This window comes from Paraburkholderia sp. A3BS-1L (assembly GCF_051125215.1).
Lineage (GTDB): Bacteria > Pseudomonadota > Gammaproteobacteria > Burkholderiales > Burkholderiaceae > Paraburkholderia.
Window position 1 is genome coordinate 1071393 of sequence record NZ_CP120442.1, and the last position, 26687, is coordinate 1098079.

Genomic DNA, 26687 nt, shown 5'->3' on the forward strand with positions numbered 1-26687 from the left:
GCCGCTTTTTCCGCTAACTCGCGTCACGTCCAGCAGGCTGCTAGCGCACCATGACTATGTCCGATCACGACCACGATACCGAACCCGCAGCCGCTTCGGGCGATGCAGCGCGCCACGGCGCCAACGCTGCCTCGTATGGGAAGCCGCCGCGTCGGCGCTCGCGCGTGCGGGTGCGCGTGGAGAATTTCTCGCGCGCGCTCACCTCGCCGTTTTACCGCTATCGCAACGCCGGAATCATTCACGGCGTGCGCGTCGGGCTCGCGATGCTCGTGTCGATTCTCGCCACCACGGGCATCAACATTCCGCACGGCATCTGGGCGTCGGTCACGCTGCTCGTGGTGATCGGCGGGCTCCAGCACCACGGCAACATTCGCAAGAAGGCCGCCGAGCGCGCGCTCGGCACGGTGCTCGGCGCGCTCATCGGCCTCACGCTCATCATCGTGCAGGCGGTGACGGGCTTCACGTGGCTCACCTATTCGCTCATGGCGATCGTCGCGGCGGTGTGCAGCTACTATGCGATCGGCAAGGAGGGCTACGTGCCGCTCCTCACGGCCATCACGATGTGCATCGTCGCGGGCCACGGCGACAACCTCATCGACACGGGCTTGTGGCGCACGCTCAACGTGATGATCGGCATCGTGATCGCGCTGGCGTTTTCGTTCGCGCTGCCGCTGCATGCCACCTACTCGTGGCGCTACCGGCTCGCCGACAATTTGCGCGAGATTGCGCGCGTTCATGCCCAGGTGGTCAGCGGCGCGCAGGTGGATCCCGATGCGCAGGTCGAAGCTTTCCGGCGCCTGAACGCCCGGCTCGTGCAATTGCGCGGGCTGATGCCTTCGGTGGCGCGGGAAATCGATGTGCCGCTCGCGCGGCTCGAGCAGGTGCAGCGCCTGCACCGCGCGCTGCTCAGTTCGCTGGAAATGATGGCTACCGCCTTGGGCCATTACGAGCAGCAGCGCGTGCGGGCGGCCTTCGCGCGGTACGGCGAGAGCGTGCGCGTCGCGCTGCTGGCGACGGCCCGGGCGCTGCGTTTTGGCGGCACGCGGCATCATCCGGAGGCGGCGGCGCGGGCGCTGCGCTCGAGCCCGCTCGACGCGGCACCGGGGGCGATGCCCGCAGTAGTGCCGCCGCAGCAGCAGCCCGACACCGCGTCGCAGATGCAAGGGCCTTACTGGCTCGAACAGCGTTTCGAGGAGCAGGTGGGACAACTGCGTGCCTTGCTCCTCGAAACCGAGCCGAGATGGAACATCGAGCGCGCGCATTGGCGCCGCATGGTGTGATGTGCGCGCTCGCGAGCGTGCCGGGGCCGCTCAGGTGTGACTACCTGGTTGCCAATCAGGCGGTGGGCCTTTCGGAATGCGGCGCGCTGACCATCCACGGCACGCCGAACTTGTCGGTGAGCATGCCGAAGCCCGGAGACCAGAAGGTCTTCTGGAACGGCATCGTCACCTGGCCGCCCTTGGCGAGCGCGTCGAAGTAGCGCTGCGCGGCGGCTGCGTCGGGTCCCGTGAGCGAGACGCCGAAGCCGGCGAACTTGTCGTTCTGCGTCATGCAACCGCCGTCCGACATCATGAACTGCGCGTCGCCGATCTGCAGCGTCGCGTGCATGATCTTCTCGGCGAACTCGGGCGGCATCGGGCGCTCTGGGTCGGGCGGGGCGTCCTTGAAGCGCATCTTGAACAGCTCCTGCGCGCCGAGCGCTTCGCGGTAGAACGCGATCGCCTGCTCACAGGTGCCGTTGTAAAACAGATAGGGCTGGATTTGCATCGTCGATTTCCTTGCGGACTTGTCCGGTGGGCGGTCCCACGATGGCCGGTCCCGTGAAGAAGCGTCGCGCAACCTGGGTGACGGGCGCGGCAGGGCGGGGCCGGGGATGGCGCGGCATGTTGCGCCGCTGGCCTGATTCTAGGCGCTTCGGGTGACCGTATGCGCGTTTCGGGAGCCGGTGTCGCCAGGGTTTGCGAGAGCGCATGCGGGAATGGCATTTGCGCCCAGCTGCGGGCTGTCGTGCCATGCAAAAAGGGCCGCACAGGGTGGATGTGCGGCCCTTTAAAAGGAATCGGCTGCTACGGCCAGGTACGCTTTCGCGTGCTCGTGCGCGCTTAACGCGCGCGCAGCTCCTCGATCATCTTTTCGAGCTTGATCGCATCGGCGGCGAAGGCGCGGATGCCTTCCGCGAGCTTCTCCGTCGCCATCGCGTCTTCGTTGAGCTGGAAGCGGAACGACGGTTCGTCCACGGCCACGCGCGCGATCTGTGCGTCCTTGAACGCTTGCGTCGAGAGCTTGCGTTCGACCTTCTCGTTGCTGTCGTGCAGCTTTTGCAGCAGGTCCGGGCTGATCGTGAGCAGGTCGCAGCCGGCCAGCTCGACGATCTGGCTGGTGTTGCGGAAGCTCGCGCCCATCACCTCGGTTTGGTAGCCGAACTTCTTGTAGTACGCATAGATCTTGCGCACCGACTGCACGCCCGGATCATTCGCGCCGCCGTCCTTCGCGTCGTCCCAGTCGGCGCCCTTGGCCTTCTTGAACCAGTCGTAGATGCGGCCGACGAACGGCGAGATCAGCTGCGCGCCCGCCTCGGCGCATGCGGCGGCCTGCGCGAGCGAGAACAGCAGCGTCATGTTGCAGCGGATGCCGTCCTTTTGCAGCACCTCGGCCGCGCGGATGCCTTCCCACGTGGATGCGAGCTTGATCAGCACGCGCTCGCGCGGGATGCCGGCCTGCTTGTACAAATCGATGATGTGGTGCGCTTTGTCGATCGACTTCTTCGTGTCGAACGAGAGGCGCGCGTCCACTTCGGTCGAGACGCGGCCCGGAATGATCTTGAGAATCTCGGTGCCGAAGGCGACCAGCAGATGGTCGATGATCGACTCGACTGATTCGCCCGCGTGATCGCGCACGGTTTTTTCGAGCAGCGGCCGATACTCGGCCTTCTGCACGGCCTTGAGGATCAGCGACGGATTGGTGGTCGCGTCCTCGGGCTTGTACTGGACGAACTGCTGGAAGTCGCCCGTATCGGCGACGACGGTGGTGTACTGCTTGAGCTGATCGAGTGCGTTAGTCATGTCAGGCCTTGTGGGCGCATGTGCGCCGGCATCGGTGGGAGTTGAACGGCTTCGCGCTGTTGGCGTGGCGCCGGGCGCGAAGGGCGGCACACGATGCCGTGCCGGAAGGCACGGCTTACCTCATCATTTTATGGCGGATCGGGTGGCGATGCGATTACGCGAGCTTCGGCCACCCTCACGCGCCCTCAGGCACCCTCAGGCACCCTCAGGCCCCTTCACGCCCGCCGCGCGTTCAGGATCACCTGGGTGATCACGCCTGCCACGAGCCCCCAGAACGCCGCGCCGATCGAGAGCAGCGTGAGCCCCGAAGCGGTCACCATGAAAGTCACGAGCGCCGCTTCGCGCTCGTGTGGGTTCTGCATCGCGTTGGTGAGTCCGCTCATGATCGAGCCGAACAGCGCGAGCGCCGCGATGGAGACCACCAGCGCGGGCGGAAACGCCGCGAACAGCGCCGCGATCGTCGCACCGAAGACACCCGCGATCAGATAGAAGAAGCCGCACCAGACAGCCGCCATATAACGCTTGGTGCGGTCTTCGTGGGCATGCGGGCCGGTGCAGATCGCCGCGGTGATGGCCGCGAGATTGATGCCGTGCGAGCCGAACGGGGCGAGCACGAGCGAGGCGATGCCGGTCGTGGCGATGAGCGGCGAGGACGGCGTGTTGTAGCCGTCGGCGCGTATCACGGCGATGCCGGGCACGTTCTGCGAGGCCATCGCCACGACGAAGAGCGGAATGCCGATGCTCACGATCGCCGACGCCGAGAATGCGGGCATGGTGAACACGGGCTTCGCGAGCGCCACTTGGAAGTGGCTGAAGTCGAGCAGCCCGAGCGCGGCGGCGGCCGCGACGCCCACCACGAGCGTGCCGACGATCGCGTAGCGCGCGACCCAGCGCTTCATCAGCAGGTAAGCGAAGAACATCGTGAGCACGAGCGGCGTTTGCACCTGCGCGGCGTGGAAAATCTCGATGCCGATCTCGAACAGGATGCCCGCGAGCAGCGCCGCCGCAATGCCGGCGGGCACGCGTTTCATGAGCGCGTCGAACCAGCCGGTCACGCCCACGGCCGTGAGCAGTAGCGCGCACACGATATACGCGCCGATCGCCTCGGCATAGGGCACGTGCGGCAGCGAGCTGATCAGCAGCGCCGCGCCCGGCGTCGACCAGGCAATGACGGTGGGGGCGCGGTACCAGAGCGACAGCGCGATGGTGGTCACGCCCATGCCGATCGAGAGCGACCAGATCCACGAGGAGATCTGCTCGGGCGAGAGGTGCGCGGCCTGGCCGGCCTGGAACATCAGCACGAGCGAGCTGGTGTAGCCGGTCATCATCGCGACGAAGCCCGCGACGATCGTGGCAACCGAGGTGTCGGCGAAGGGGCGCAGCGGTCCGGGCCGAAATGTCGATGGCAGGTCCGGGGACGAAGGCGCGGTCATGCTGGAAATCTCCTTGTTTTATGGTTGTGTGCGCAACGGTCTGGCCGCGAGTGCGCGGCGCGGCGCTTCGATGCAGGCGGGCCGCGCGGCTATTTGCTCAGCACGCGCATGGCGGTTTCGAGCCCGGCGACGGTGAGCGGATACATGCGATGCCCGAGTATCTCGCGGATGATCGACACCGACTGGCGATACTCCCATAGCCGCTCGGGCTCGGGATTGAGCCACGCGAAATGCGGGAACTGGTCGGCGAGACGCCGCAGCCACACGGCGCCGGCCTCGGGGTTGTTGTACTCGACCGAGCCGCCCGGCTGCAGCACTTCATAGGGGCTCATGGTGGCGTCGCCGACGAAGATCAGCTTGTAGTCGGGCGTGAACTTGTGCAGCAGATCCCAGGTGGGCGTGCGCTCGGCGTGGCGCCGGCGGTTGTTCTTCCACAGGTAGTCGTAGACGCAGTTGTGGAAGTAGTAGAACTCGAGGTGCTTGAATTCTGCCTTCGCCGCCGAGAAAAGCTCTTCGGTGCGCTTGATGTGATCGTCCATCGAGCCGCCCACATCGAGCAGCATCAGCACTTTCACGTTGTTGTGGCGCTCCGGGACCATCTTGAGGTCGAGCCAGCCCGCGTTGGCCGCCGTGCTGCGGATCGTGCCCGCGAGATCGAGTTCCTCGGCGGCGCCTTCGCGCGCGAAGCGGCGCAGGCGCCGCAGTGCGACCTTGATGTTGCGCGTGCCGATCTCGACCTGGTCATCGTAGTCGCGGTAGGCGCGCGCGTCCCACACTTTCACGGCGCTGCGCTGGCCGCCTTCGCCACCGATGCGGATGCCCTCGGGGTTATAGCCGCCGTTGCCGAACGGCGAGGTGCCGCCCGTGCCGATCCACTTGCTGCCGCCTTCGTGGCGCTCCTTCTGTTCCTCGAAGAGCTCCTTGAGGCGCTCCATGAGCTTGTCGAGCCCGCCCATCGCCTCGATCTGCGCGCGCTGCTCAGGCGTGAAGTCGCGTTCGAGCCGCTTCTTGAGCCAGTCTTCGGGAATCTCGAAGGCCAGCTCCGATTTTTTCTCGATGCCGCGAAAGTACGCGCCGAAGGCCTGGTCGAAGCGGTCGAAGTACTGCTCGTCCTTCACGAGCGTCATGCGCGCGAGGTAGTAGAAGTCGTCGAGCGAAGGCGCGATCACGCGTTCCTTGAGCGCTTCGACGAGCGTGAGGTACTCCTTCACGGAGACCGGCAGCTTCGCGTCGCGCAGCGTGTAAAAGAAGTCGATCAGCATGCAGGTTCTCCGGCCTTGCGAGCTTGCTCCGCGCTTGGCGCGTGGTCAGCGGTTATGACGGTTCATGTAGATGAGCCGCTCGAAGAGCGTCATGTCCTGCTCGTTCTTGAGCAGCGCGCCGGCGAGCGGCGGCATCGACTTCGAACCGTCCACCGCGCGCAGCGCGTCGGGCGGAATGTCTTCGGCGAGCAGCAGCTTGAGCCAGTCGAGCAGCTCGGAAGTGGATGGCTTCTTCTTCAGGCCCGCGACGTTGCGCAGCTCGAAGAAGCTTTCCATGGCCGCGCTGAGCAGATCCTTGCGAATGCCGGGGTAGTGCACCTCGACGATGCGCTGCATCGTGGCCGGGTCGGGGAAGCTGATGTAGTGGAAAAAGCAGCGGCGCAGGAACGCGTCGGGTAGTTCCTTCTCGTTGTTCGACGTGATGATGACGAGCGGGCGCTGCTTCGCTCTCACGAGCTCGCGCGTTTCGTACACGTAGAACTCCATGCGGTCGAGTTCGCGCAGCAAGTCGTTGGGGAACTCGATGTCGGCCTTGTCGACCTCGTCGATTAGCAGCACGCTTTGCTGCTCCGACTCGAACGCCTGCCACAGCACGCCCTTCACGATGTAGTTGCCGATATCTTTCACGCGCTCGTCGCCGAGCTGCGAGTCGCGCAGGCGCGAGACCGCGTCGTACTCGTAGAGGCCCTGTTGCGCCTTCGTGGTGGACTTGATGTGCCACTGCATGAGCGGCATGTCGAGCGCGGCGGCCACTTCCTCGGCGAGCATGGTCTTGCCCGTGCCGGGCTCGCCCTTGATGAGCAGCGGCCGTTTGAGGGTGATCGCGGCATTGACCGCGAGCTTGAGATCGTCCGTGGCGACGTACTGCGAAGAGCCTTCGAAACGCGTGGCGCGCATGATGAACCGCTCGCTAAAAAAATCTCAGTATAAGTCAGAAGGGGTGTTGGGCCGGGAGGGGCTCGCGTATCGTTGGGTCCGCCCGCGATGTGGACCTTTGCGCCACTCGTTTGCGGCTCGCAAGCAGTGCGCGAGACGCATCAGGGATGACCCGCACGTCACGCGCCAGGCCACTCGCGAATATTTCACTCACGCCCGAGCCCCGTCCGGCGGGCGTCAGCGGGCCTTGCCCGGGCGGCAGCCCGGTGGACGTGCGGCGGGGCGTCGCGGTATACTCGGACCGATTTTTTTCGGCCTGCACGGCGACCCAAAAGTAAAACAGCAGTCATGCGTCGCAGGCCGTGGCCTGCGGTTCGGGCGTTCGAATCCCCTCAAGCCAGGTTGGATGCTATGAAAAAAATTGTCAGCAAGCACGTCATGTTTGGCGCATTGACAGTGCTGGCGGGCTTCGCGGCCTCGGCCCACGCGGATGTCGTGGGCGACGCGAAGGCAGGGCAGGGTAAGGTTGCGATGTGTATCGGCTGTCATGGTATTCCCGACTACCGCACCGCTTATCCCGAGGTCTATCACGTGCCGATCCTGGGCGGCCAGAACGCGCAGTACATCGCTAGCGCGCTGCACGGCTACAAGAAGGGTGATCGCCACTTCGGGACCATGCACGCGGTCGCGGCGTCGCTGTCCGAGCAGGACATCGCCGATATCGCGGCTTATTACTCGTCGCAGACGGCCGCCACGAAAAACAATCCCGAGAAGTAACCGGCACGGGCGCTCTAGCGCAATGGGACCAGAGCAAGGCGCTAAAGCGCCAACTCTGGCCGACACAGGAGAATTCATGAACAAGCCCTATACGGCTGCGCGCGCGTCGCTTCTGAAGGCCGCCTCGGCGGCCGCCCTCACGCTTGCGTTCGGCGTGCAATCGGCGCAGGCCGCCGATGCCTCCAACGGCAAGGTGCTCGCCGACAGCCACAACTGTGCGGCCTGCCACGGCGTGAACCTGAACAAGCCGGTGAGCCCCGATTACCCGAAGCTCGCGGGCCAGCATGCCGACTATATCTTTTGGGCGCTGCGCCAATATCAGATGGGCAACGGCAACGCGAATTTCGGCCGCAGCAATCCGATCATGCAGGCGCAGGTGCAGAGCCTCTCCGAGCGTGACCTGAAGGATCTGGCTGCTTACGTTGAATCGCTCAAGGGCGATCTGGTCGAGAAGAAGTAAGCGCAATCCGGCAGGCGCCATGCGGCATGCATGGCGTTTGTGCGCGATGCGCTTGCGATTCATGCAAAAACACCCCGTGCGAGACGCGCTTCAGGCGCTTTCTCGCACGGGGTGTTTTTGCATGGGCCTGCGCGCTTTCGGCCCGCTCGCCGGCGGCGGCCCGGGCTCAGTCGCGCGAGGCGCGCCGCTCGATGCGCGCGAGGTAAGCGTCGGTGTCGGGCGGCGTGTTGGTGCGCTGCGCTTCCCAGATCGTCTCGCCGAGACATTCCATGATGGCGTGCTGCGCGTCGTGGGTGGAGCCCATGCGCGCCGCAAGCCGGTCGTGGGCCGCGCGGATGCCCGGCGGCTGATCGATCGAAAGCTGCTCGCTGATCGCGAGATGCATCGACAGATGCAAAAAGGGATTGCTCTGCCCGCGCTCGGGTGAATAGTCCTGCGCGGAGGCGGCTTGGGCATCGGCGAGTTGCGCGTGGTACTCGGGATGCTCGACGATCCAGTCGGCGGCCATCGCCTCGAGCGGCGTGAGAATCTCGCCCGCGCGCTGCTTGCGCCAGGTCTCGGTGAAAAAATGGCGGACTTCGTCGCGGCTGGGATTGAACATCGGGTGCTGGATCGTGCAGTGGTGAGGGCGGGGTGGTCGGAGCCTGATTCCATGTGATGCGGTGGCTCAGGCCTCGATTTTACGCCGGGCGTCGTTACGCCGGGCCGGTTCGTCAGAGTTCGGGGGGCGGCGTCTTCGGCTTGAACTCGCACAGCGGCTCGATCACGCAATGCCAGCACTCCGGGCGGCGCGCCTTGCACACGTAGCGGCCGTGCAGGATCAGCCAGTGATGGGCGTCCCGACGGAACTCGGCCGGCGTGAACTTCTCCAGGGCGGTTTCCACGGCCTTGACGTCCTTGCCGGGCGCGAGGCCGGTGCGATTGGCGACGCGGAAGATATGCGTGTCCACGGCGATGGTCGGATGGCCGAACGCCGTGTTGAGCACCACGTTCGCGGTCTTGCGCCCGACGCCCGGCAGCGCTTCGAGCGCTTCGCGCGTTTGCGGAACCTCGCCGCCGTGCTGCTCGATCAGGATCTTGCAGGTGGCGATGACGTTCTTCGCCTTGGTGCGATAGAGGCCGATCGTCTTGATGTAATCGGCGACGCCTTCCTCGCCCAGCGCGAGCACCGCCTGCGGCGTATTGGCTACCGGAAACATCTTGCGCATGGCCTTGTTCACCGAAACGTCGGTGGCCTGCGCCGAGAGCATCACGGCGATCAGGAGTTCGAAAGGCGTCGTGAACTCCAGCTCGGTCGTCGGGTTTGGGTTGATGCTCTGGAGCGTCTCGTAGATGGCGCGGCGCTTGGTGGCGTTCATGCGGGCTTGTCGTTCTGATCGGCGTCCGGCGCGGGCTGTTCGGGCGTGGCTGCGCCCTCGGCCTTGCTGTCGGCCGAGCCCGCGTCGGCGGCGATGCCGAGACGCCGGCGGCGGGCCTCGGCGGCGTCGATTTGCGCCTGCACGTCGGCGCTCACGTGCTCGGTGTTGCGCGGGCCGACGCCGCGTTCGGCGAGCTCCAGTTTCTTGCGCCGCGCGCGTTCGAGCGCGGCCTGGATGATGGCTTTTTTCTTTGCTTCGGCGTCGTCGGTGGGCGAGGCCGCAGCCGGCGAGGCTGACGCGGCCGAAGCGCTGGACGCATCGGACGCATCGGAAGCAGCTCCGGCGGGCGCCACCGCTGCGCGCCGCGCGGCAGCGCGCGCTTCCGCGGCATGACGCTCGGCGGCGAGCCGGGCCTGGCGGCGGTCGTGGCGCACGCGTGCTGCATCGGCTTGTTGCTGGGTCCACGCGTCCCAGCCGGTTGCGTCGCCGGTTACCGGAATCATCGCGATGCAGTCCACGGGGCAGGGCGCGACGCACAGGTCGCAGCCCGTGCATTGATCCTTGACGATGGTGTGCATCTGCTTGGGCGCGCCGACGATCGCATCGACCGGGCATGCCTGCATGCACAGCGTGCAGCCGATGCACAGTTGCTCGTCGATGAAGGCCACCGGGCGCGGCCGCTCGACGCCGTTCACGGGGTTGATCGGAATGACCGGCTTGCCGAGCAGCTTCGCGAGGCGCGCGACGCCCTCGGCGCCGCCGGGCGGGCACTGGTTGTAGCTCGCGGCGCCGGCGGCGACGGCTTCGGCATAGGGCCGGCAGCCGTCGTAGCCGCACTTGGTGCATTGCGTCTGGGGCAGCAGATCTTCGATGCGATCTGCGAGTGTCTTGGAATCGTTCACGGTTGCGATTGCTTGGCCGGCGGCGGCGTGGCTGCGCGAGCGCACGCCTGGGGCTTGCACGCCCAGGGGCTGCTCGCCCCGCGCCAAAGCCCGCATTATCGCCGATTTCCCGCATTGCCATCGGCGGGCCATGTGCCATAATCAAAGCGCTTAATTCGAATGTTCTCGCAGCGCTTGCATCATCGGCGCATGGCATTGGATCGAGTCCGCAGGACGGCGTCACATCTGCAGCGTCGGGCGAGGGGTCAAGACGACTGCAAACCAAGAAAAATCGAGAAGCGAAGGGTGTAGGTTCATTAACCCGGCGCGCTCCATGCACGCTGCCGCACGATGGGTTTGGAGAGGCCCGGCAGCGCAACGTGGAAAGCCGCGCCTATCGAGCGATCCTGCCACCATGAATCAGACGAAAATCAAAAGAGATCCTGAAGGCACGCGCCGCCGCATCCTGCTTGCCGCAGCGGAAGAGTTTGCGAATGGCGGCCTGTTCGGCGCCCGCGTCGACCAGATCGCGCGCCGCGCGGAAACCAACGAGCGCATGCTGTACTACTACTTCGGCAGCAAGGAGCAGTTGTTCACTGCCGTGCTGGAGCATGCATTCGGCGCGCTGAACGAGGCCGAACGCGCGCTCGATCTGGCCGGGCTCGCACCGGTCGAGGCGATTACGCGGCTCGCGCATTTCGTGTGGGATTACTACCGCGACCATCCCGAGCTTCTGCGGCTCATAAACAACGAGAACCTCCACGAGGCGCGCTACATGCAGAAGTCCACGCGCATACACGAGATGATCTCGCCGATCATCGCGACGCTCGGCGCGATCCTCGCGCGCGGCGAGGCCGCGGGGCTGTTTCGCGCGAACGTCGATCCGCTGCGTCTTTACGTGACGCTCTCGGGCATGGGCTACTACATCGTGTCCAACCGCTACACGCTCAACGCCACGCTCGGGCGCGACTTCAGCGCCGCCGCCGAGCGCGCCGAGATCATCCAGCTCAACACCGAGATGCTGCTTGCGTTCTTGATGCGCAAATGAAAAACCCCGCGCCCGGTGCGAACCAGGCGCGGGGGCGGGCGTTGCGTGCTGAGCGTGCGCCTTCTCAGGCGACTCACGCCACGGCGCTTTCCTTTGCGGTCTTCTTCGCGCGCTGGTGCTCGCGGATGAAGTCGCGCAATTGCGGATAGATGATGGTGCGCCAGCGGCGGCCCGAGAAGATGCCGTAGTGGCCGCACTTTTCTGCGGTCAGGCGATGCTTGTGCTGCTCCGCGATGCCCGTGCACAGCTCGTGCGCGGCGTGCGTCTGGCCCGAGCCCGAGATGTCGTCGAGTTCGCCTTCGATCGTGAAGAGCGCGGTCTCGCGAATGTCCTGCGGCTTCACGCGCTCGCCCGCGACGTCCCACGTGCCTTCGGCGAGGCTGAACTCCTGGAACACCGTGCGGATGGTTTCGAGGTAGTACTCGGCGGCCATGTCGAGCACCGCGTTGTATTCGTCATAGAAACGGCGATGTGCTTCGGCATCCTCTTCGTCGCCGCGCAGCAGGCTCTTGTAGAAGTCCCAGTGCGCGGTGGTGTGGCGGCCCGGATTCATCGCGACGAAGCCCGCGTGCTGCAGGAAGCCCGGATAGACCGCGCGCCCTTCGCCCGGATAGTTGGCGGGCACCGTGTGAATCACGTTGTTCGCGAACCATTCCATCGAGTGCTCGGTGGCGAGCGAGTTGACCGTCGTGGGGCTGCGGCGCGCGTCGATCGGGCCGCCCATCATCGTCATGGTGAGCGGGGTGGCCTCGCCGCGGCTCGCCATCAGCGAGATGGCCGCAAGCACCGGCACCGTGGGCTGGCACACCGAAAGCACGTGCAGGTTCCTCGCGCCGATATGGCGGATGAATTCCTGAATGTAGGCGATGTAGTCGTCCAGATGGAACGGGCCGGCTTCGAGCGGGACCATGCGCGCGTCGATCCAGTCGGTGATGTAGACCTTGTGGTCCTGCAGCAGCGTGCGCACGGTGTCGCGCAGGAGCGTCGAGTGGTGGCCCGAGAGCGGCGCGCACACGAGCACTGCGGGCTCGTCCTTGAGCGCCGCGACGGCGGTTGTATCGTCGGCGAAGCGCTTGAAGCGCAGCAGCCGGCAGAACGGCTTTTCGATGATGGTTTGCTCGACGATCGGAATGTTGAAGCCGTCTTTCTCGATCTGGCGGATGTCGAATTCGGGCTTCTCGTAGTCCTTGCCGAGGCGGTAGAGCAGCTCGTAGCCCGCCGCGAGGCGGGTGGCGCCCGGCACGAGCGAGAACGGGCTCGCCGGATTCGAGAACGACTTGGAGGCGGCCTGCGCCCACGCAGTAAGCGGGCTCAGCAGGGCGCGTTGAAATTCACGGATTTGGTAGAGCATGGGTGCTCCAGCATCGGGGACGGTTCGCGCCCGCGCGGCACGGAACGCGGCCTGTAGTTGGTCGGTTAGCCTGTTTATCGGCTTTGCAGCCTGCCGCCTGAACGGCGCGGCGTACGGTTTGCCGCAAGCAGATGCGGATCCCGGCGCCAGGATCGGACCTCCCGTGCCTGGCGGCTTCCGGATCGTTGTGCAATGCAGCAAGCCCATTCCCAAGTGTAGCGCACTTGGCGCAGGCGCATGGGGGTTTTCGTGCGCTTGCGCCCCTGTTTGGCATCGATTTCGTACTTTTACGATGCCTCGTTCGCCGCCGTCGCGAGATCCGGATCGATCGGCGGAGCCCCGGCAACGGCCGGATGCCCGGTCGCCCGGGCCATGTCCTGCTCGTGGCGCATCAAATTCAGCCCCGTATGAACGAGGGCCACATGAGAAAACGCTTGTGGAAAATTCCCCACAAGCCGGCCCGCCGCCGGGTCGTACTCCTCGGCGAGCAGTCCGACGTCGTTGGCGAGCGCAAGCAGACGCTCGTACATCTTGCGCGCGTCGTCTACGCGGCCCTGGAGCGCGAGGTTGTCCACCATCCAGAAGCTGCAGGCGAGGAAGGTACCCTCGCCGGGCGGCAGGCCGTCGTTGAAGTCGGTGGTGCGGTAGCGCATCACGAAACCTTCCACCATCAGGTCGCGCTCGATGGCCGCGACCGTGCCCGCGATGCGCGGGTCCGAGGCCGGCAAAAAGCCCACCAGCGGCATCAGCAGCAGGCTCGCGTCGAGGTCGGTGCCGCCGTAGATCTGCGTGAACGAATTGAGCGAGGGATTGAAGCTGCGCTCGCAGATGGTCGCGTGAATGGTGTCGCGCAGCGTGCGCCAGTGATCGAGCGGGCCGGGCAGCTCGAACTTCTCGGCCGAGCGGATGCAGCGGTCGAACGCCACCCACGCCATGACCTTCGAGAACGTGAAGTGCTGACGCCCGCCGCGGGTTTCCCAGATGCCTTCATCGGGCTCGGTCCAGACTTTTTCGAGGTGCTCGAGCATCGTGCACTGGATCGACCACGCGGTTTCGTCGGCCTGCAGGCCGCCCACGCGCGCGAGGTGCAGCGCGTTCATGACTTCGCCATAAACGTCGAGCTGCAACTGCCCGACCGCGTTGTTGCCCACGCGCACCGGCTTCGCGCCTTCGTAGCCGGGCAGCCAGTCGAGCTCGAACTCGGGCAGGCGGCGCTCGCCGGCAATGCCGTACATGATCTGCAACTGCGAGGGCGAGCCCGCCATCACGCGGCCGAGCCATGCGCGCCAGGCGCGCGCTTCGTCGTAGTAGCCGCCGCGCATCATCGCGAGCAGCGTGATGGTGGCGTCGCGCAGCCAGCAGTAGCGGTAGTCCCAGTTGCGCGTGCCGCCCAGCTGCTCGGGCAGCGAAGTGGTGGGCGCCGCGACGATGCCGCCGGTGGGCTCGAACGCGAGCGCCTTGAGCGTGATGAGCGAGCGGCGGATCGGCTCGGCCCAGCGGCCTTCGACGGTGCTGCGCGCCGACCATTCCTCCCAGAAGTTCTCGGTGCGCGCGAGCGCCGTGAAGGGGTCGCGCGGCGGCGGCAGGCGCAGATGCGAGGCCGCGTAGGCCATCGAGAACGGCACGCGCTCGCCTTCGCTCACATCGAATTCGGCGACGGTGCGCATGTTCTCGCCTTGCAGGTCGACGGGCGTGCGCAGCACGACGGTGTCGGGGCCGACCGTCGCCTTGATGCCGCTCTCGTAAGCGAGGCGGCTCACCCAGGGCACCGAAAAACCGTAGTCGAAGCGCAGCACGAGTTCGCAGTGCATGCGTACGGTGCCGCGCCGGCCCACCACGAGCCGCACGAGTTCGCTCCAGCCATTGCCGGGCGGCATGAAATCGATGAGCGTGACGGCGCCCTCGGGCGTTTCGAAATCGGTTTCGAGGATCAGCGTCTCGCCGCGGTAACGGCGCGTGGTTTTGATCGTGGCCTGGGAGCTGTCGGCCGGCGGGACCGGCGCGATCAGCCAGCGGCCGTTGTTCTCGGTGCCGAGCAGCGCCGCGAAGCACGCGCCGGAATCGAAGCGCGGCCAGCAGAGCCAGTCGATGGAGCCCTCGCGGGACACGAGCGCGGCCGTGTGGCCGTCGCCGATCATTGCATAGTCTTCGATGAGTGCGGGCATGGTAAGCAGATTGACAGCGTTGCGCCTGGAGCGGAAACGGCAGATGCACGCACAAGATTAGTGGGTGCGGGGGGACTCGCGCAACGCGTTTTGCGGCATGCCATGCACGCCTGCATCAAAAATGCCCGAAGTGGCCGCCGGTGCCGAAGAGCCCGACCAGCCCGATGATGATGAGATAAAGCGCAACGATGTAATTGAGCAGGCGCGGCGCAACGAGAATCAGAATGCCGGCGATGAGCGAGACGAGCGGGCCGATCGCAAGATGGATGTTCATTGACTGGTTCCTCCCTGGGCAGAGCGGGCCTGGCCTGGCGGCCAGCGGCCAGCCTGGCGCAAGCTCTCCTATACTGGGCCGCGAATCCTCACGCCGCCGATGCGCTCGCGCTTCGACAAGAAAAATGGAGGTCGACATGTTTCAGGTCCATGACGCAGCAATCGCCGTGCCCGCGCGCCGGCTCGATCGCCGCCACCGTAACCATGTGCCGCACGCGAAAAGGCGCGCGCTCATTCATCAGATCATCAAGGGTATCGTCATCATGGCTTCAGTCGCCGCCACCCAGGCGTTCGCTCAGACCAGCGCGGGCGCATTAGCCGATACGGCAGCCAATGGCGTGTATGAGTTGATCGTCGGCACCTATACCGGCGGCAAGAGCGAGGGGCTCTACGTCTATCGCTTCGACTCGAAAACCGGCGACGCCCGGCAGGTGAGCGTCGCGAAGACGGTGAATCCGTCGTATCTCGTGGTCAGCAAGGACAAGCGCTTCGTCTACGCGGTGAACGAGCTGCCCGGCGACAATGGCCCGGCGACCCAGCGCGGTGACGTGAGTGCATTCGGCTTCGACGCCGCGAGCGGCCAGCTTACGTTCCTCAACAAGGTGTCCGCGCAAGGCAACGATCCATGCTATCTGAGCCTTTCACCCGATGGGCGCTATCTCCTCGTCGCCAACTATTCGGTGGCGGCGGACCCCGGCGGCAGTTTCGCGGTGCTGCCCATTGAGCAGGACGGCAAGCTCGGGGCCTCGGTGCTCACCGTGCATCACGAGGGCAGCGGTCCGGTGAAAGGGCGTCAGGACAGCGCGCACGTGCATTCCACGGTGTTCTCGCCGGACGGGCGCTATCTCTTCACGCAGGATCTCGGCACCGACAAGCTCTGGACTTACCGCTACACGCCGGACGGCAGCCGCGGTCTCGTGAGCCCGGCCGAGTGGCGCTACACCGACGTGAAGGCCGGCACGGGACCGCGCCACCTCGTCTTCGGCAACGACGGACGCTTCGCCTACCTCACGAGTGAACTGGCCGCCACGGTGAGCGTGTTCGCTTACCACGACGGTCGCCTGACGCTCGAACAGGTCGAAAAGCTGACGGAGCCGGCTTTCAAGGGCGCGGTGGGTGCGGCGGCGCTGCATCTGTCGCCGGACGGCAAGTTCCTGTACGTCTCGAATCGCGGCGACGCCAACGACATTTCGATCTTCGCCGTCGACGCGCACACGGGCAAGCTCAGGCGCGTGGGCCGTCAATCGAGCCTCGGCAAGGCGCCGCGCGAGTTCGCGATCGATCCGAGCGGCCAGTGGCTCATCGTCGGCAATCAGAACAGCGACACGGCCTGGGTGTTCCGCCGCAATCAGGAAACGGGCCTGCTCGAGCCGAATCCGAAGCGCATCGACATCGGCTCGCCCGTCGACTTCAAGTTCGTCGCGCCGTAAAAAGCAAAGCGCCGCGCTGGATCGCTCCGGCGCGGCGCTTTGCGTTCAGGCGTTCGTGCCTCACGGCACGCATCGCGAGGCTTACTCGGCCTGGCCTCCTGGAACAAGCACTTCGCGGCTGCCGTTGATGCCCATCGGCGAGACAAGGCCCGCCGCTTCCATCTGCTCGACGAGGCGCGCGGCGCGGTTGTAGCCGATGCGCAACTGCCGCTGCACCGAGGAAATCGACGCGCGCCGCGTGCGCACGACGAATGCGACCGCTTCGTCGTAGAGCGGATCGGCTTCCGCATCGGGCGATTCGCCGAACAGATCCTGTGGCGCGCCTTCGCTGGCGGGGCCGTCGAGGATGCCTTCGACATACTCGGGCTCGCCGAACTGCTTCAGATACTCGACCACGGCGTGCACTTCCTCGTCGGCGACGAACGCGCCGTGCACGCGCTGCGGGTAGCCGGTGCCCGGCGGCAGGAACAGCATGTCGCCCTGGCCGAGCAGCGACTCGGCACCCATCTGGTCGAGAATCGTGCGCGAGTCGATCTTCGACGAGACCTGGAACGCCACGCGCGTCGGAATGTTCGCCTTGATGAGACCGGTGATGACGTCCACGGAAGGGCGCTGCGTCGCGAGGATCAGATGAATGCCCGCAGCGCGCGCCTTTTGGGCGAGACGCGCGATCAGCTCTTCGATCTTCTTGCCCGCGACCATCATGAGGTCGGCGAGCTCGTCGATCACCACCACGATCATCGGCAGCGGCGAGAGCGGCTCGGGCGCCTCGGGCGTGAGCGAGAACGGATTGCCGATCTTCTTCTCGTGCGCTTCGGCGTCGCGAATCTTCTGGTTGAAGCCCGCGAGATTGCGCACGCCCACCGCCGACATCAGCCGGTAGCGCTTCTCCATCTCGCCCACGCACCAGTTCAGCGCGTTGGCGGCGAGCTTCATGTCGGTGACCACGGGCGCGAGCAGATGCGGAATGCCTTCGTACACCGAAAGTTCCAGCATCTTCGGGTCGATCATTATGAGCCGCACGTCTTCGGGCGTGGCCTTGTAGAGCAGCGAGAGGATCATCGCGTTGATCGCCACCGACTTGCCCGAGCCGGTCGTGCCCGCGACGAGCATGTGCGGCGCCTTGGCGAGGTCGGTGACGATCGGGTGGCCGACGATGTCCTTGCCCATCGCGATCGTGAGCTTCGACTGCGAGCGGTGGTACGGCGCCGATTCGAGAATCTCCGAGAGGCGGATCATCTGGCGGCGCGCGTTGGGCAGTTCGAGCCCCATGCAGGTCTTGCCGGGGATGGTCTCGACCACGCGGATCGACGTGAGGCCGAGACCGCGCGAAAGATCCTTCATGAGGCCGACGATCTGGCTGCCGCGCACGCCGAGCGCGGGCTCGACTTCGAAGCGCGTGATGACCGGGCCCGCCGACGCGCCCACTACGGTCACGGGCACCTTGAATTCCTGCAGGCGCTGCTCGATCAGCTGGCTCGTTTCGGCGAGCTTTTGCTCGGAGACGGGCTCGATTTCGGACGAGGCGCGCTCGAGCAGTTCGATGCCGGGCAACTCGACCGCCGACGCGCTGAGCGGCTGGAACTCGAACGAGGTCGGCGCGTGGCCGCGCACGGGCTGGCGCGGCGCGGGGGCTTGCTGGACGTCGGGCTGAACTTCGGGCTGAACTTCGGGCTGAACTTCGGGCTGAACTTCGGGCTGAACTTCGGGCTGGACCTCGGGCTGGACCTCGGGCGGTGTGGCGGGCGGTATAGCGGGCGCGCCTTTGCCGTGGTCGAGCGGGGTTGCGGTTGCCTGCGCCCACGGCGGTGTCATGCTGGCGTAGCCGCCTGTTGCAACCGGGGCGGGCGACAGTGGCGCAGGGGCCTCATGCGCGGCGGTTTGCTGCGTGGCTTCGACTGCCGGGGCAACGAACGGCGCTGCCGCTGATGCCTGAATCGCGGCGACGGCGGGCGCGCTTGCGGAGCCGATCGATGCAAATGGCGGCGTCGCGGTGATTGCGGGCTGCGCGGGCGCAGCCGGCTGCGCAGGGGCCTCGGGCTTGGGTTCCGCGGGCGTGGCAGGCGCGGCAGCGAACGGGGCCGGCGTGGGCAGAGCACGGGCCGCCACGGGCGAGCAGGGCGCGAAACTCGCCGGCGCAATGGGCGTCGTGGCCATGGCGCCCGGCGTTGCGTCGGGCATCGTGCTGGATGCAGTATCGGGCACCCGAGCCAGAAACGAAGGCACTTCAACGGCGGGTGCCGGTGCAAAAGCGCGGGCCTGGTGCGCGGGCAGCGAGGCGTCGTGGCCGGCTCGCGTGTCGTCCGGTTGCACGGCGTTCACAGGCGATGTCTCTGCGATCGCGTCATGGCTTGCCGGCGTGGACGGCACGGCGTGCAGCGCTACCGTCGCAACGCGCGGGAATTGGACGACGTTTTCGGCGCTTTGCGGTTCCGGTACATCGGGCGTTACGTCCAGCGTTGCTTCAGGCTGCGGCGGCTCGCTCGTCACGTCGACGGCATCGTGATGCGGGAGCGGCGTGGCAGGCGGCAGCGCGGCGCGGGTCTGGGCAACGTTCTCCGACGGCGCAAGGCTCGCGGCTCGAGCCGTGGGCTCGGGCGCCGAAGCGGCCTGGTCAGGCGCTGCGTCGGCTGGTTCGGAGGCTTCCGGTTCGTCGTCGAGCATGACCCACGGCATGCCGTTGTCGAAGGTCGGCCAGTGGACGGGCGAAGTTGCGAGCGGCTGTGCGGGCGGCGTTGCGGTTGCAGCGGGCGCTGCAGGCTCTGGCAGCACGTCTTCCTCTTGCGCATCGATGAGGAACGCGGGGAGGGCGCTCGGGTGGCGCGGGTTCGGGGCATCGTCGGCGTCAGTCCACGGCGCGATCGATTCGGCAGCGGAGGGGGTGACCGACGGCATCGCGGCGGTCGATGCAGCGGACGCCAGGCCGGATTCAGCGGTTTGTTCCGGTTGCGCGGGAGCCGGCGACGCGTCGCGGCGCACGCTCGCGGGCGTTTGGGCGAGTTCGGCCGGCGCATGCGCCAGAGGCGCTGCGCAAGCCAGCGGAGGCGGTTCGTTCGCCGCATCTGCGGGAGCCGCGCTATCGAGCGCTGCCGCTTCGGGCAGCGGAGCGATCTGCGATTCGACAAGCGGCGATGCCGCGTGCGCTGCCGTGGCGAGGCTCGCGTCGCTGGCCGGCGGGTCAGCGGCGGTATCGGCGTTCGCGCGCAATTCCGTTTGCGTTGTAGCCTGGTCGATCGTGTTGCGGCGCGCGAGGCTCGCGCCCGCGAGCGTCGTCCAGCGCGCGGCGTTTTCCTCGATCGAGCGCAGCGTTTCGAGCACGCCGGTCGAGAGGGGCGCTTGCGGCGCGGATGCCGTGCCCTGCGCTGGGCGGGAGTAGGCCGGCGTGGCGGTGCCCGCGAGCGGCGTCGTTGCGGGCGCACCGAACCGGGTGCTGAATGACGAGTCGGGCGCGCGCTGTGCCGGGTTGGATGCGCCCTTGGCCGGCCAGACGAACGGACGCTGCGGTTTCTGCTGGCGTGCTTGTGGCGCGGCTGCGGCCGCTGCGCGCGCGGCGGTGCTGCCCGCGACGGGCGGCGGCGCGCTACGGCGTGCCGGGGCCGGTTGCGCAAACGGCGAAACCAGCGGATCGCGCGGCGCGGACAAGCCGCGCGGCGTGACCGCAGTCGTCGATGCGAGTGTGGCGGCGGCTGCCGCCTGGCGCATGCCCGGCGCGCTCATGGGTGAAATCGGCGGCGACATCGCGGAGGAGAGCGGGGCGGCAATGGGGGCAGCCGGGGGGATCGGGGCCGCGCGCCGCGTCGTCGTGCTGCCGGCTGAGCCGGCAAGCGCCGCGCCACCTGCCGGAGCCCCGCCGAACGGTGCGCCGCCGATGTCGGCCAATGCCTGGCGGCGCGAGTCGGGGGGAAAGCCGGCTGGTGGGGTAGTGGACGGTGCACCGTTCGCGCCCGCTGCCGGGCTGCGGCGCGCATCGATCGGTTGACCCTCGCGTAGCCAGCCAGCCGGGGCGGTCGGTTCGGAGCGCGCCCATGCGGCGGCGGGGCTTGGCTCCGGCGACGCGAAATCCGGTTCTGTACGCCACGGCGAGGCGCTGCTACGCGTCCCGCCATTCACCGCGAATGCGCCATCCGCGTCCCGAGCCGTCGCGCCCGCCGCCGCACTTGCCACGCCGGCGGCGCTCGCCGCGCGTTTGCCCGGCATCTGCGGACGCCATACGGTTGGACGTTTGCGGCGTGCTCCATCGAGCGGTTCGGCAAAGCCGCCTGCACCAGGCGTGCCGCTTGCGCTGCTGGCACCGATGCCCTGCGCCGGCCTCGCGCCCGAAGCCGTCCTGCCCCCGAGCCCCAGGCCGCTGCCAAGGCCGCTAGCCAGCTTGCCGAGGCCGCCCAGGCCGCTCATGCCATGCGAGCCCGAGCCCGAGCGCGCCGCGCCGTGCGGCTGCGCGGCGTCCTGTCTGGACGCGCGGCGGCTGCGGCGTTCATCGTCGTCTTCTTTGTTCGACGGACGGATGTTGAGCCCGAGGCCGAGCGAGACGTCGGCCCAGGCGAAGAAGTCGCGCCAGCGGAAATCGATGAGCCAGGGCAGGCTCACGAACAGCAGCGCCGCCATCGCGAGCGGCGCGGCGATACGCCCGATCAGCTTGCCGAGCCCGCCCGCGAGCGCATGCCCGAGCGCATCGAAGCCGTCGATGTTCAGGAGCGTGGCTTCGAGCGCGCAGCTTGCCAGCAACACGCAGACAAAGCCGAGCCAAAGCCGGATCGTGCCAGGCCCGTGCAAGCCCGCGCCGCCAGGCAGCACCGACTTCACGAGACGCCAGATCAGAGGGACGAACCAGATGGCGGATAAGCCGAACCAGCCAGGGACTACCGTGTGCATGCCAGAGATCAACGCTTAAAAGATGTGCAACGTATCGAGTGTAACCGCCAGGCCCCTGCGCACCGCAATGCGCGTTGCCGCGCCGCAACCGGGGTGGCCGCTCAGGCGCCTGGCGAGCGTGCTGCAAGCCCGGCGCGCACGGCTATAAGCAGGGCGCGCCGCTGCGGGAAACCACGCCGTAAACCGTGCGGAACTCAGCAGGAAGAAGACTGTGAGACTGTGGACCAGTGTGCCGCACGCAAGGTGCGAGACGGTGCGCCAAAAAGAGCTGCGCCGCAAGCGGGCGCGGCTGCCGGATGGCGCGGCGCCTCACTTGCCCTGCTTCGCGGGCATGGCGGCGGAGGCGGACGCTGCGGACGGCGCGCTTGCGGGCGCACCGGCCGCAGCGGGCCCACCCGCTTGGGCGAAGGTCAGGCGGTCGCCGTTTTCGAGCACGACCAGAAGTGCTTGCGGTTCGCGCATTTGCACGCCCGAACGCTGGATGTGCGCGAGTGCGTCGAGATACGGACCTTCGATTTCGCCGCCCGTGCCGATGCACGCCATGCGCGTGCCCGCGAGCTGGCCAAACGAGAGCAGCCCGTTCTTGAGCGAGTAGCTGCCCATGTAGCGATTGCAGCCCGAGAAGCCGCTCGCACGGCGCTGGCCGCTGCCGGTCGAGAGATCGAGCGTGATGGGCCGCGCGGCTCGAACATCAGGGGCGCCGCTGTCGGCGGATGCGCTCGGCACTGCGGGCACCGCGCGCTGCGTGCCGTCGGCGCGTTTCCATTCGACGAGTTGCCAATGCGTGTTGTCGAGCAATTGAGTCGTGGCGGGATTGAACGGGTCGGGCGGCGGTACGGACGTGTCCTGGTGAACCGGCAGCTTGCAGGCGGCAAGCAGGAGCGCAGCCGCAGCGGCGGCCGCGAACGGCGCGGTGTATGACGCACGCGAGGCGAGCAGGCGCGCAATCTTGCGTGCGGCGGGGCGTGTGCTCGAGCGGTGGGGCATCGCATCGTTCCTTATAACTGGCGAAGGCGTAAGCGTAACGCACCAAGGGGCCGCATGCGAGCGCAAAGGCTCGCTGGAGATCTGCAAAAGCCTGCCTCACGCGCTCGATCGAGGCGCCTGGGGCCTGCGTGGGACCTGCGTGGGACCGATTTCTCGCGCAAGGCCCGCTCAATTCACGCACGGGTGGCGCGAGACCGGGCACGGGGTGTTAACATCGGCGCTCCCTCGCATTCGCATTCCCTTGAAGCGCGCGAATCACGCGCCGCCTCGCTCTCATTCCTGGAGATGGTATGGACCCCTCCCTCTCGCGTCGCATCGGCACGCCGCTTTCCGCTTCCGCCACCCGAGTCATGCTGCTCGGCGCCGGCGAACTCGGCAAGGAAGTGATCATCGCGCTGCAACGCCTCGGCGTCGAAGTAATCGCCGTCGACCGCTACGAAAACGCGCCCGGCCATCAGGTCGCGCATCGCGCCCACGTCATCGACATGGCCGATCCCAAGGCGCTGCGCGCGCTCATCGACGCCGAGCGGCCGCACCTTGTGGTGCCCGAGATCGAGGCCATCGCCACCGATGCGCTGGCGGCCGTCGAGGCCGAAGGCGCAGCCGTGGTGATCCCCACCGCGCGCGCCGCGCAGCTCACCATGAACCGCGAAGGCATCCGGCGTCTCGCAGCAGAGGAACTGGGCCTGCCGACCTCGCCTTACGCATTCGCGGATTCGCTCGACGAACTGAAGGCCGGCATCGCCACGGTCGGCTACCCGTGTGTGGTGAAGCCGGTGATGTCGTCCTCGGGCAAGGGGCAGTCGGTGATCAAGAGCGATGCCGATGTCGAGCGTGCCTGGCAATACGCGCTCGCGGGCGGACGCGTGAATCACGGCCGCGTGATCGTCGAGGGCTTTATCGACTTCGAATACGAAATCACGCAGCTCACCGTGCGCGCGACCGATCCGGCGAGCGGTGCCGTGCAGACGTACTTCTGCGATCCGATCGGCCACCGCCAGGTCGACGGCGACTACGTGGAGTCGTGGCAGCCGCAGCCGATGAGCCCGAAGGCGCTCGAACGCTCGCGCGAGGTTGCGCACAAGGTGACCGAGGCGCTGGGCGGCCGCGGCCTCTTTGGCGTCGAGCTGTTCGTGCGCGGCGATGACGTCTGGTTCTCGGAAGTGAGCCCGCGTCCGCACGACACGGGGCTTGTCACGCTCGCGTCGCAGCGCTTCTCCGAGTTCGAACTACATGCGCGCGCGATTCTCGGGCTGCCGGTCGATACGACGGCGCGCGGGCCGGGCGCATCGGCGGTGATTTACGGGGGCATGGATGCGCGCGGCATTGCCTTCGAAGGCGTGGCAGAAGCGCTGGCCGTGCCGGGTGCGGACCTGCGCCTGTTCGGCAAGCCCGAGAGCTTCGCGAAGCGCCGCATGGGCGTCGCGCTCGCGACGGGCGTCGATATCGACGAAGCCCGCTCGCGCGCACGTGCGGCGGCCTCGGCGGTGCGCCCGGTGCCGGGGAGCCCGTCGTAACAAGCGCTGGCGTGGCGACGCCTGACTTGAGGCCGTGTTAATCGGGCGCATTCGTGCTGCCGTCGTAGCGCCGGATAATCGCTGTTCTTTCCGCTCGGTCCGCGCTGCCGCAGTGCATGGCCAGGCATGCACGGGGCGCGGCGCGATGCGCCGGGTTATCGTGTCAAGCCATTGCAGGAAATTGGGAATGATGAAGTCGATCGCGTTGTGGTGGCCGCGTGGGCTGATGGTGGTGTGCGCTTTCGCGCTCTCGGGCTGCGGCCTCGCTGCCGCGCCGTGCCGCGTGGTGTCGGCGGGCTTGAAGATCGTGCCGGTGGTCGGGCACGTGGCCGCCGCGCCCACCGACGCCTGCGCCGACGTGATCGACCCCTGACCCGTGAAGCCCGTGCAGCGGCGCAACACGGCCAATCACCACGCCGGCGCAGCGCGCCGGTCCAACCGGGTATCGGGAGAACACGCCATGATCCGCGGATGCGACGCCGCCCTTCGTCTTGCCGCCCGTCTACGCACGCCGCGCCGATTTGCTGCGGGCGTGCTCGCGTTCGCCGTCCTCGGCGCCGGCGCGAGCCTTGCGGCAACTGCCGCGCAAGCCGCCTCGCTCGACGTGCGCGAGATCCAGACCCAGTCTCGCCACACCTATCGCTATACCTGCGCGGACGGCAAGACCGTCAAGGTGACCTACATCAACGGCTCCAACGGGCAGAGCTTCGCGCTCGTTCCCGTGGCGGGCCGCACGCTGCTGTTTGTCGGTGTGATTGCCGCGTCGGGCGTGAAATACGTCGCCGACCGCTATACCTGGTGGACCAAGGGTCCCGGCGCCGACCTCTACGACGACATGTCCGAAGCCAGTCCCAAGCCCCTCGTTTCCGGTTGCGCCACGATCATGCGCTAGGGCCCCCCGGCGCTTTGCGCCCGCGCCGTTCCGGTGAGCGGCGTGCAGAAGCCGGACTGCCCGGCCATAGGGATTTATGCCAAGGTGTTACAATACCGGCCTTTCGCCGAATTGCGCCTGCTCTCGTGGCGGGTTCTGGCCGGCGACGGGGCAGACTGCCGCGCCCGCGAGCGCCGGGACGAGGCAGACGCCCAGGCGTTACGACATCGACTGAAACAGCCGGGCGCACCGGCTGGCAACAAGGGAACGAGCGGGTCGAGCGCGGCCGTGCAGCCGGCGCTCCCTGCACACCGCGATGGGTTGACTCGATGGCGTTCCCGCGCGAATCTGCCGGCATTTTCCGCGAGCCGTCTGCTGGACGGCCAACGCGGCCGCTGCGGCCGGCAGCCAGGCGGAAAAAGCCGCTGCGGCCCCGCAGCGCCGTAACTCAGTAACGCTCGCCCAGTTTGCCCGCACTTTTCGAAGCAATCCGGCAGTACCCTGCAGTGAATATTTGAGGCGCGTCGCGCCTCGCGCGCATAGCGCCTTTATAGCGAAGCCACCATGTCCGACACAGCCGTCAAGCCCAGCACCGAGACCTTCGATCAGTTCGGCCTCGCACCCGAGATCCTTAAGGCGATCAAGGAGCAGGGCTACACGACGCCCACGCCCATTCAGGCGCAGGCGATTCCCGTGGTCCTTACGGGCCGCGACGTGATGGGCGCCGCGCAGACCGGCACCGGCAAGACCGCGAGTTTTTCGCTGCCGATCATTCAGCGTCTGCTGCCGCTGGCAAGCACGAGCGCCTCGCCCGCGCGCCACCCGGTGCGCGCGCTGATCCTCACGCCTACGCGCGAGCTGGCCGACCAGGTCGCCAACAACGTGCGCACCTACGCGCAGCACACGGCGCTGCGCAGCGCGGTGGTGTTCGGCGGCGTCGACATGAATCCGCAATCGGACGAACTGCGCCGCGGCGTGGAAATCCTGATTGCGACGCCGGGCCGCCTGCTCGACCACGTGCAGCAGAAGACCACGAATCTGGGCCAGGTGCAGATGCTGGTGCTCGACGAAGCCGACCGCATGCTCGACATGGGCTTCCTGCCGGACCTCCAGCGCATCCTGAATCTGCTGCCGAAGGAGCGCCAGACGCTGCTGTTCTCGGCGACCTTCTCGGGCGAGATCAAGAAGCTCGCCGCCACCTATCTGCGCACGCCGCAGACCATCGAGGTCGCGCGCAGCAACTCGACGGCCACCAACGTCACGCAGGTCGTCTACGAAGTGGCCGAAGGCGACAAAACCGGCGCGGTCGTGCAGCTAATCCGCGAGCGCGGCCTGAAACAGGTGATCGTGTTCTGCAACAGCAAGATCGGCGCGAGCCGTCTTGCGCGCCAGATCGAGAAGCAGGGCATCGTGGCCGCGGCGATTCACGGCGACCGCTCGCAAAACGAGCGCATGCAGGCGCTCGACGCGTTCAAGCGCGGCGAGATCGAGGCGCTGGTGGCGACCGACGTGGCCGCGCGCGGCCTCGACATCGCCGAATTGCCGGCCGTGATCAACTTCGACCTGCCCTTTAACGCCGAAGACTACGTGCACCGCATTGGCCGCACGGGCCGCGCGGGCGCCTCGGGCGACGCGCTCTCGCTGTGCAGCCCGAGCGAGAAGAAGCAGCTCGCCGATATCGAAAAGCTGATCAAGCGGCCGCTGACGGTCGAGCGTCTCGTGGTCGACACGCCGGTTGCGCATCACGAAGGCGGCAGCCGGCGTCGCGAGCGCGACAGTCATGAAGGCCGCGAAGGACGCGGGGAGCGCGTCGGCCATCGCCGCGCCGGTGCGTACGAGCGGCCGCATCACCACCGTCCGGCGCAGCCCGTCGACGACTTCTTCCTGAAGCCGTACGAGCCGTCGCCGAGCGCGCGCAGCGCGGCCGAAGACAAGCCCGCGCCGGCCGCCGCCGCGTCGCAAAAGCAGAAGCAGCCGCTCGCGGCGCTGCTCGGTGGACTGGGTTCGTCGTGGCGCAACAAGCCGACCTCGTCTTCGTCGTCCTGAAGCTGATGGACTGGCGAG

General features: G+C 67.1%; 22 protein-coding genes. 9 read left to right on the top strand and 13 right to left on the bottom strand.

Going from position 1 to position 26687, the window contains the following annotated elements:
• Positions 1-56 precede the first annotated feature (56 nt).
• Positions 57-1280, top strand: a complete 1224-nt coding sequence (locus tag P5W99_RS04820; RefSeq protein ID WP_434662438.1) for an FUSC family protein — start codon at positions 57-59, stop codon at positions 1278-1280.
• A gap of 55 nt (positions 1281-1335) precedes the next feature.
• Here P5W99_RS04820 and P5W99_RS04825 read toward each other — a convergent pair whose 3' ends face one another.
• The 5 genes from P5W99_RS04825 to P5W99_RS04845 form a co-directional block, all read right to left on the bottom strand.
• Complete coding sequence (locus P5W99_RS04825; protein WP_434662073.1) at positions 1336-1767, bottom strand: VOC family protein; 432 nt, start codon at positions 1765-1767, stop codon at positions 1336-1338.
• Positions 1768-2102: 335 nt separating this feature from the next.
• Positions 2103-3062 carry a transaldolase gene (gene tal, locus P5W99_RS04830; RefSeq protein ID WP_434662075.1) on the bottom strand — a complete coding sequence of 320 codons (960 nt, stop codon included), beginning with the start codon at positions 3060-3062 and terminating at the stop codon, positions 2103-2105.
• 215 nt (positions 3063-3277) lie between these two features.
• Positions 3278-4495, bottom strand: coding sequence for a benzoate/H(+) symporter BenE family transporter (locus tag P5W99_RS04835; protein ID WP_434662077.1), 1218 nt, complete (start codon positions 4493-4495; stop codon positions 3278-3280).
• 89 nt (positions 4496-4584) lie between these two features.
• Positions 4585-5757 (bottom strand): vWA domain-containing protein, encoded by a 1173-nt coding sequence (locus P5W99_RS04840; protein ID WP_421023484.1) that lies wholly within the window; start codon positions 5755-5757, stop codon positions 4585-4587.
• Between the two features lie 45 nt (positions 5758-5802).
• Positions 5803-6654: an AAA family ATPase gene (locus P5W99_RS04845; RefSeq protein WP_421079184.1), complete on the bottom strand. Its 852-nt coding sequence runs from the start codon at positions 6652-6654 to the stop codon at positions 5803-5805.
• A 390-nt stretch (positions 6655-7044) separates the two neighbouring features.
• On the opposite strand from P5W99_RS04845, the gene P5W99_RS04850 reads away from it, so the two are divergent.
• The gene (locus P5W99_RS04850) at positions 7045-7410 is read left to right on the top strand and encodes a c-type cytochrome (protein WP_434662078.1); all 366 of its coding nucleotides are present in this window, start codon (positions 7045-7047) and stop codon (positions 7408-7410) included.
• A 76-nt stretch (positions 7411-7486) separates the two neighbouring features.
• A complete protein-coding gene (locus tag P5W99_RS04855; RefSeq protein WP_421023486.1) occupies positions 7487-7870 on the top strand; it encodes a c-type cytochrome in 384 nt (127 codons plus the stop codon).
• A gap of 166 nt (positions 7871-8036) precedes the next feature.
• On the opposite strand, the gene P5W99_RS04860 is transcribed toward P5W99_RS04855, so the two are convergent.
• The 3 genes from P5W99_RS04860 to rsxB form a co-directional block, all read right to left on the bottom strand.
• A complete protein-coding gene (locus P5W99_RS04860) occupies positions 8037-8471 on the bottom strand; it encodes a DUF1841 family protein (protein ID WP_421023487.1) in 435 nt (144 codons plus the stop codon).
• 112 nt (positions 8472-8583) lie between these two features.
• The gene (gene nth, locus P5W99_RS04865) at positions 8584-9228 is read right to left on the bottom strand and encodes an endonuclease III (protein WP_434662080.1); all 645 of its coding nucleotides are present in this window, start codon (positions 9226-9228) and stop codon (positions 8584-8586) included.
• On the bottom strand, positions 9225-10130 hold the full coding sequence (rsxB, locus tag P5W99_RS04870) for an electron transport complex subunit RsxB (RefSeq protein WP_434662081.1): 906 nt from the start codon (positions 10128-10130) through the stop codon (positions 9225-9227). The genes nth and rsxB overlap by 4 nt, the downstream gene beginning before the upstream one ends.
• A 394-nt stretch (positions 10131-10524) precedes the next feature.
• Here rsxB and P5W99_RS04875 point away from each other — a divergent pair, with 394 nt between their 5' ends.
• On the top strand, positions 10525-11157 hold the full coding sequence (locus P5W99_RS04875; RefSeq protein ID WP_421079187.1) for a TetR/AcrR family transcriptional regulator: 633 nt from the start codon (positions 10525-10527) through the stop codon (positions 11155-11157).
• Between the two features lie 73 nt (positions 11158-11230).
• On the opposite strand, the gene P5W99_RS04880 is transcribed toward P5W99_RS04875, so the two are convergent.
• From P5W99_RS04880 to P5W99_RS04890, 3 genes are all read right to left on the bottom strand, one after another.
• Positions 11231-12508: a polyhydroxyalkanoate depolymerase gene (locus P5W99_RS04880; protein ID WP_434662083.1), complete on the bottom strand. Its 1278-nt coding sequence runs from the start codon at positions 12506-12508 to the stop codon at positions 11231-11233.
• Positions 12509-12795: 287 nt separating this feature from the next.
• Complete coding sequence (locus P5W99_RS04885) at positions 12796-14673, bottom strand: glycoside hydrolase family 15 protein (RefSeq protein ID WP_434662085.1); 1878 nt, start codon at positions 14671-14673, stop codon at positions 12796-12798.
• A 115-nt stretch (positions 14674-14788) separates the two neighbouring features.
• Positions 14789-14947, bottom strand: coding sequence for a DUF3096 domain-containing protein (locus P5W99_RS04890; protein WP_421023493.1), 159 nt, complete (start codon positions 14945-14947; stop codon positions 14789-14791).
• 136 nt (positions 14948-15083) lie between these two features.
• Between P5W99_RS04890 and P5W99_RS04895 the strand changes: the two genes are divergently transcribed.
• Entirely contained in the window at positions 15084-16376 is a 1293-nt protein-coding gene (locus P5W99_RS04895) for a lactonase family protein (protein WP_421079190.1), read from the top strand.
• A gap of 81 nt (positions 16377-16457) precedes the next feature.
• Here P5W99_RS04895 and P5W99_RS04900 read toward each other — a convergent pair whose 3' ends face one another.
• Entirely contained in the window at positions 16458-21248 is a 4791-nt protein-coding gene (locus P5W99_RS04900) for a DNA translocase FtsK (protein ID WP_434662087.1), read from the bottom strand.
• 309 nt (positions 21249-21557) lie between these two features.
• Positions 21558-22235: an META domain-containing protein gene (locus tag P5W99_RS04905; protein WP_421023496.1), complete on the bottom strand. Its 678-nt coding sequence runs from the start codon at positions 22233-22235 to the stop codon at positions 21558-21560.
• 290 nt (positions 22236-22525) lie between these two features.
• Here P5W99_RS04905 and purT point away from each other — a divergent pair, with 290 nt between their 5' ends.
• The 4 genes from purT to P5W99_RS04925 all read left to right on the top strand — a co-directional run bounded on the left by purT (position 22526) and on the right by P5W99_RS04925 (position 26669).
• Positions 22526-23752 carry a formate-dependent phosphoribosylglycinamide formyltransferase gene (gene purT, locus P5W99_RS04910; RefSeq protein WP_434662089.1) on the top strand — a complete coding sequence of 409 codons (1227 nt, stop codon included), beginning with the start codon at positions 22526-22528 and terminating at the stop codon, positions 23750-23752.
• Positions 23753-23978: 226 nt separating this feature from the next.
• Complete coding sequence (locus P5W99_RS04915; RefSeq protein ID WP_421079570.1) at positions 23979-24125, top strand: DUF6726 family protein; 147 nt, start codon at positions 23979-23981, stop codon at positions 24123-24125.
• Between the two features lie 87 nt (positions 24126-24212).
• The gene (locus P5W99_RS04920) at positions 24213-24644 is read left to right on the top strand and encodes an MliC family protein (RefSeq protein ID WP_434662091.1); all 432 of its coding nucleotides are present in this window, start codon (positions 24213-24215) and stop codon (positions 24642-24644) included.
• Positions 24645-25187: 543 nt separating this feature from the next.
• Entirely contained in the window at positions 25188-26669 is a 1482-nt protein-coding gene (locus tag P5W99_RS04925; protein ID WP_421044136.1) for a DEAD/DEAH box helicase, read from the top strand.
• The last annotated feature ends 18 nt before the right edge of the window (positions 26670-26687 follow it).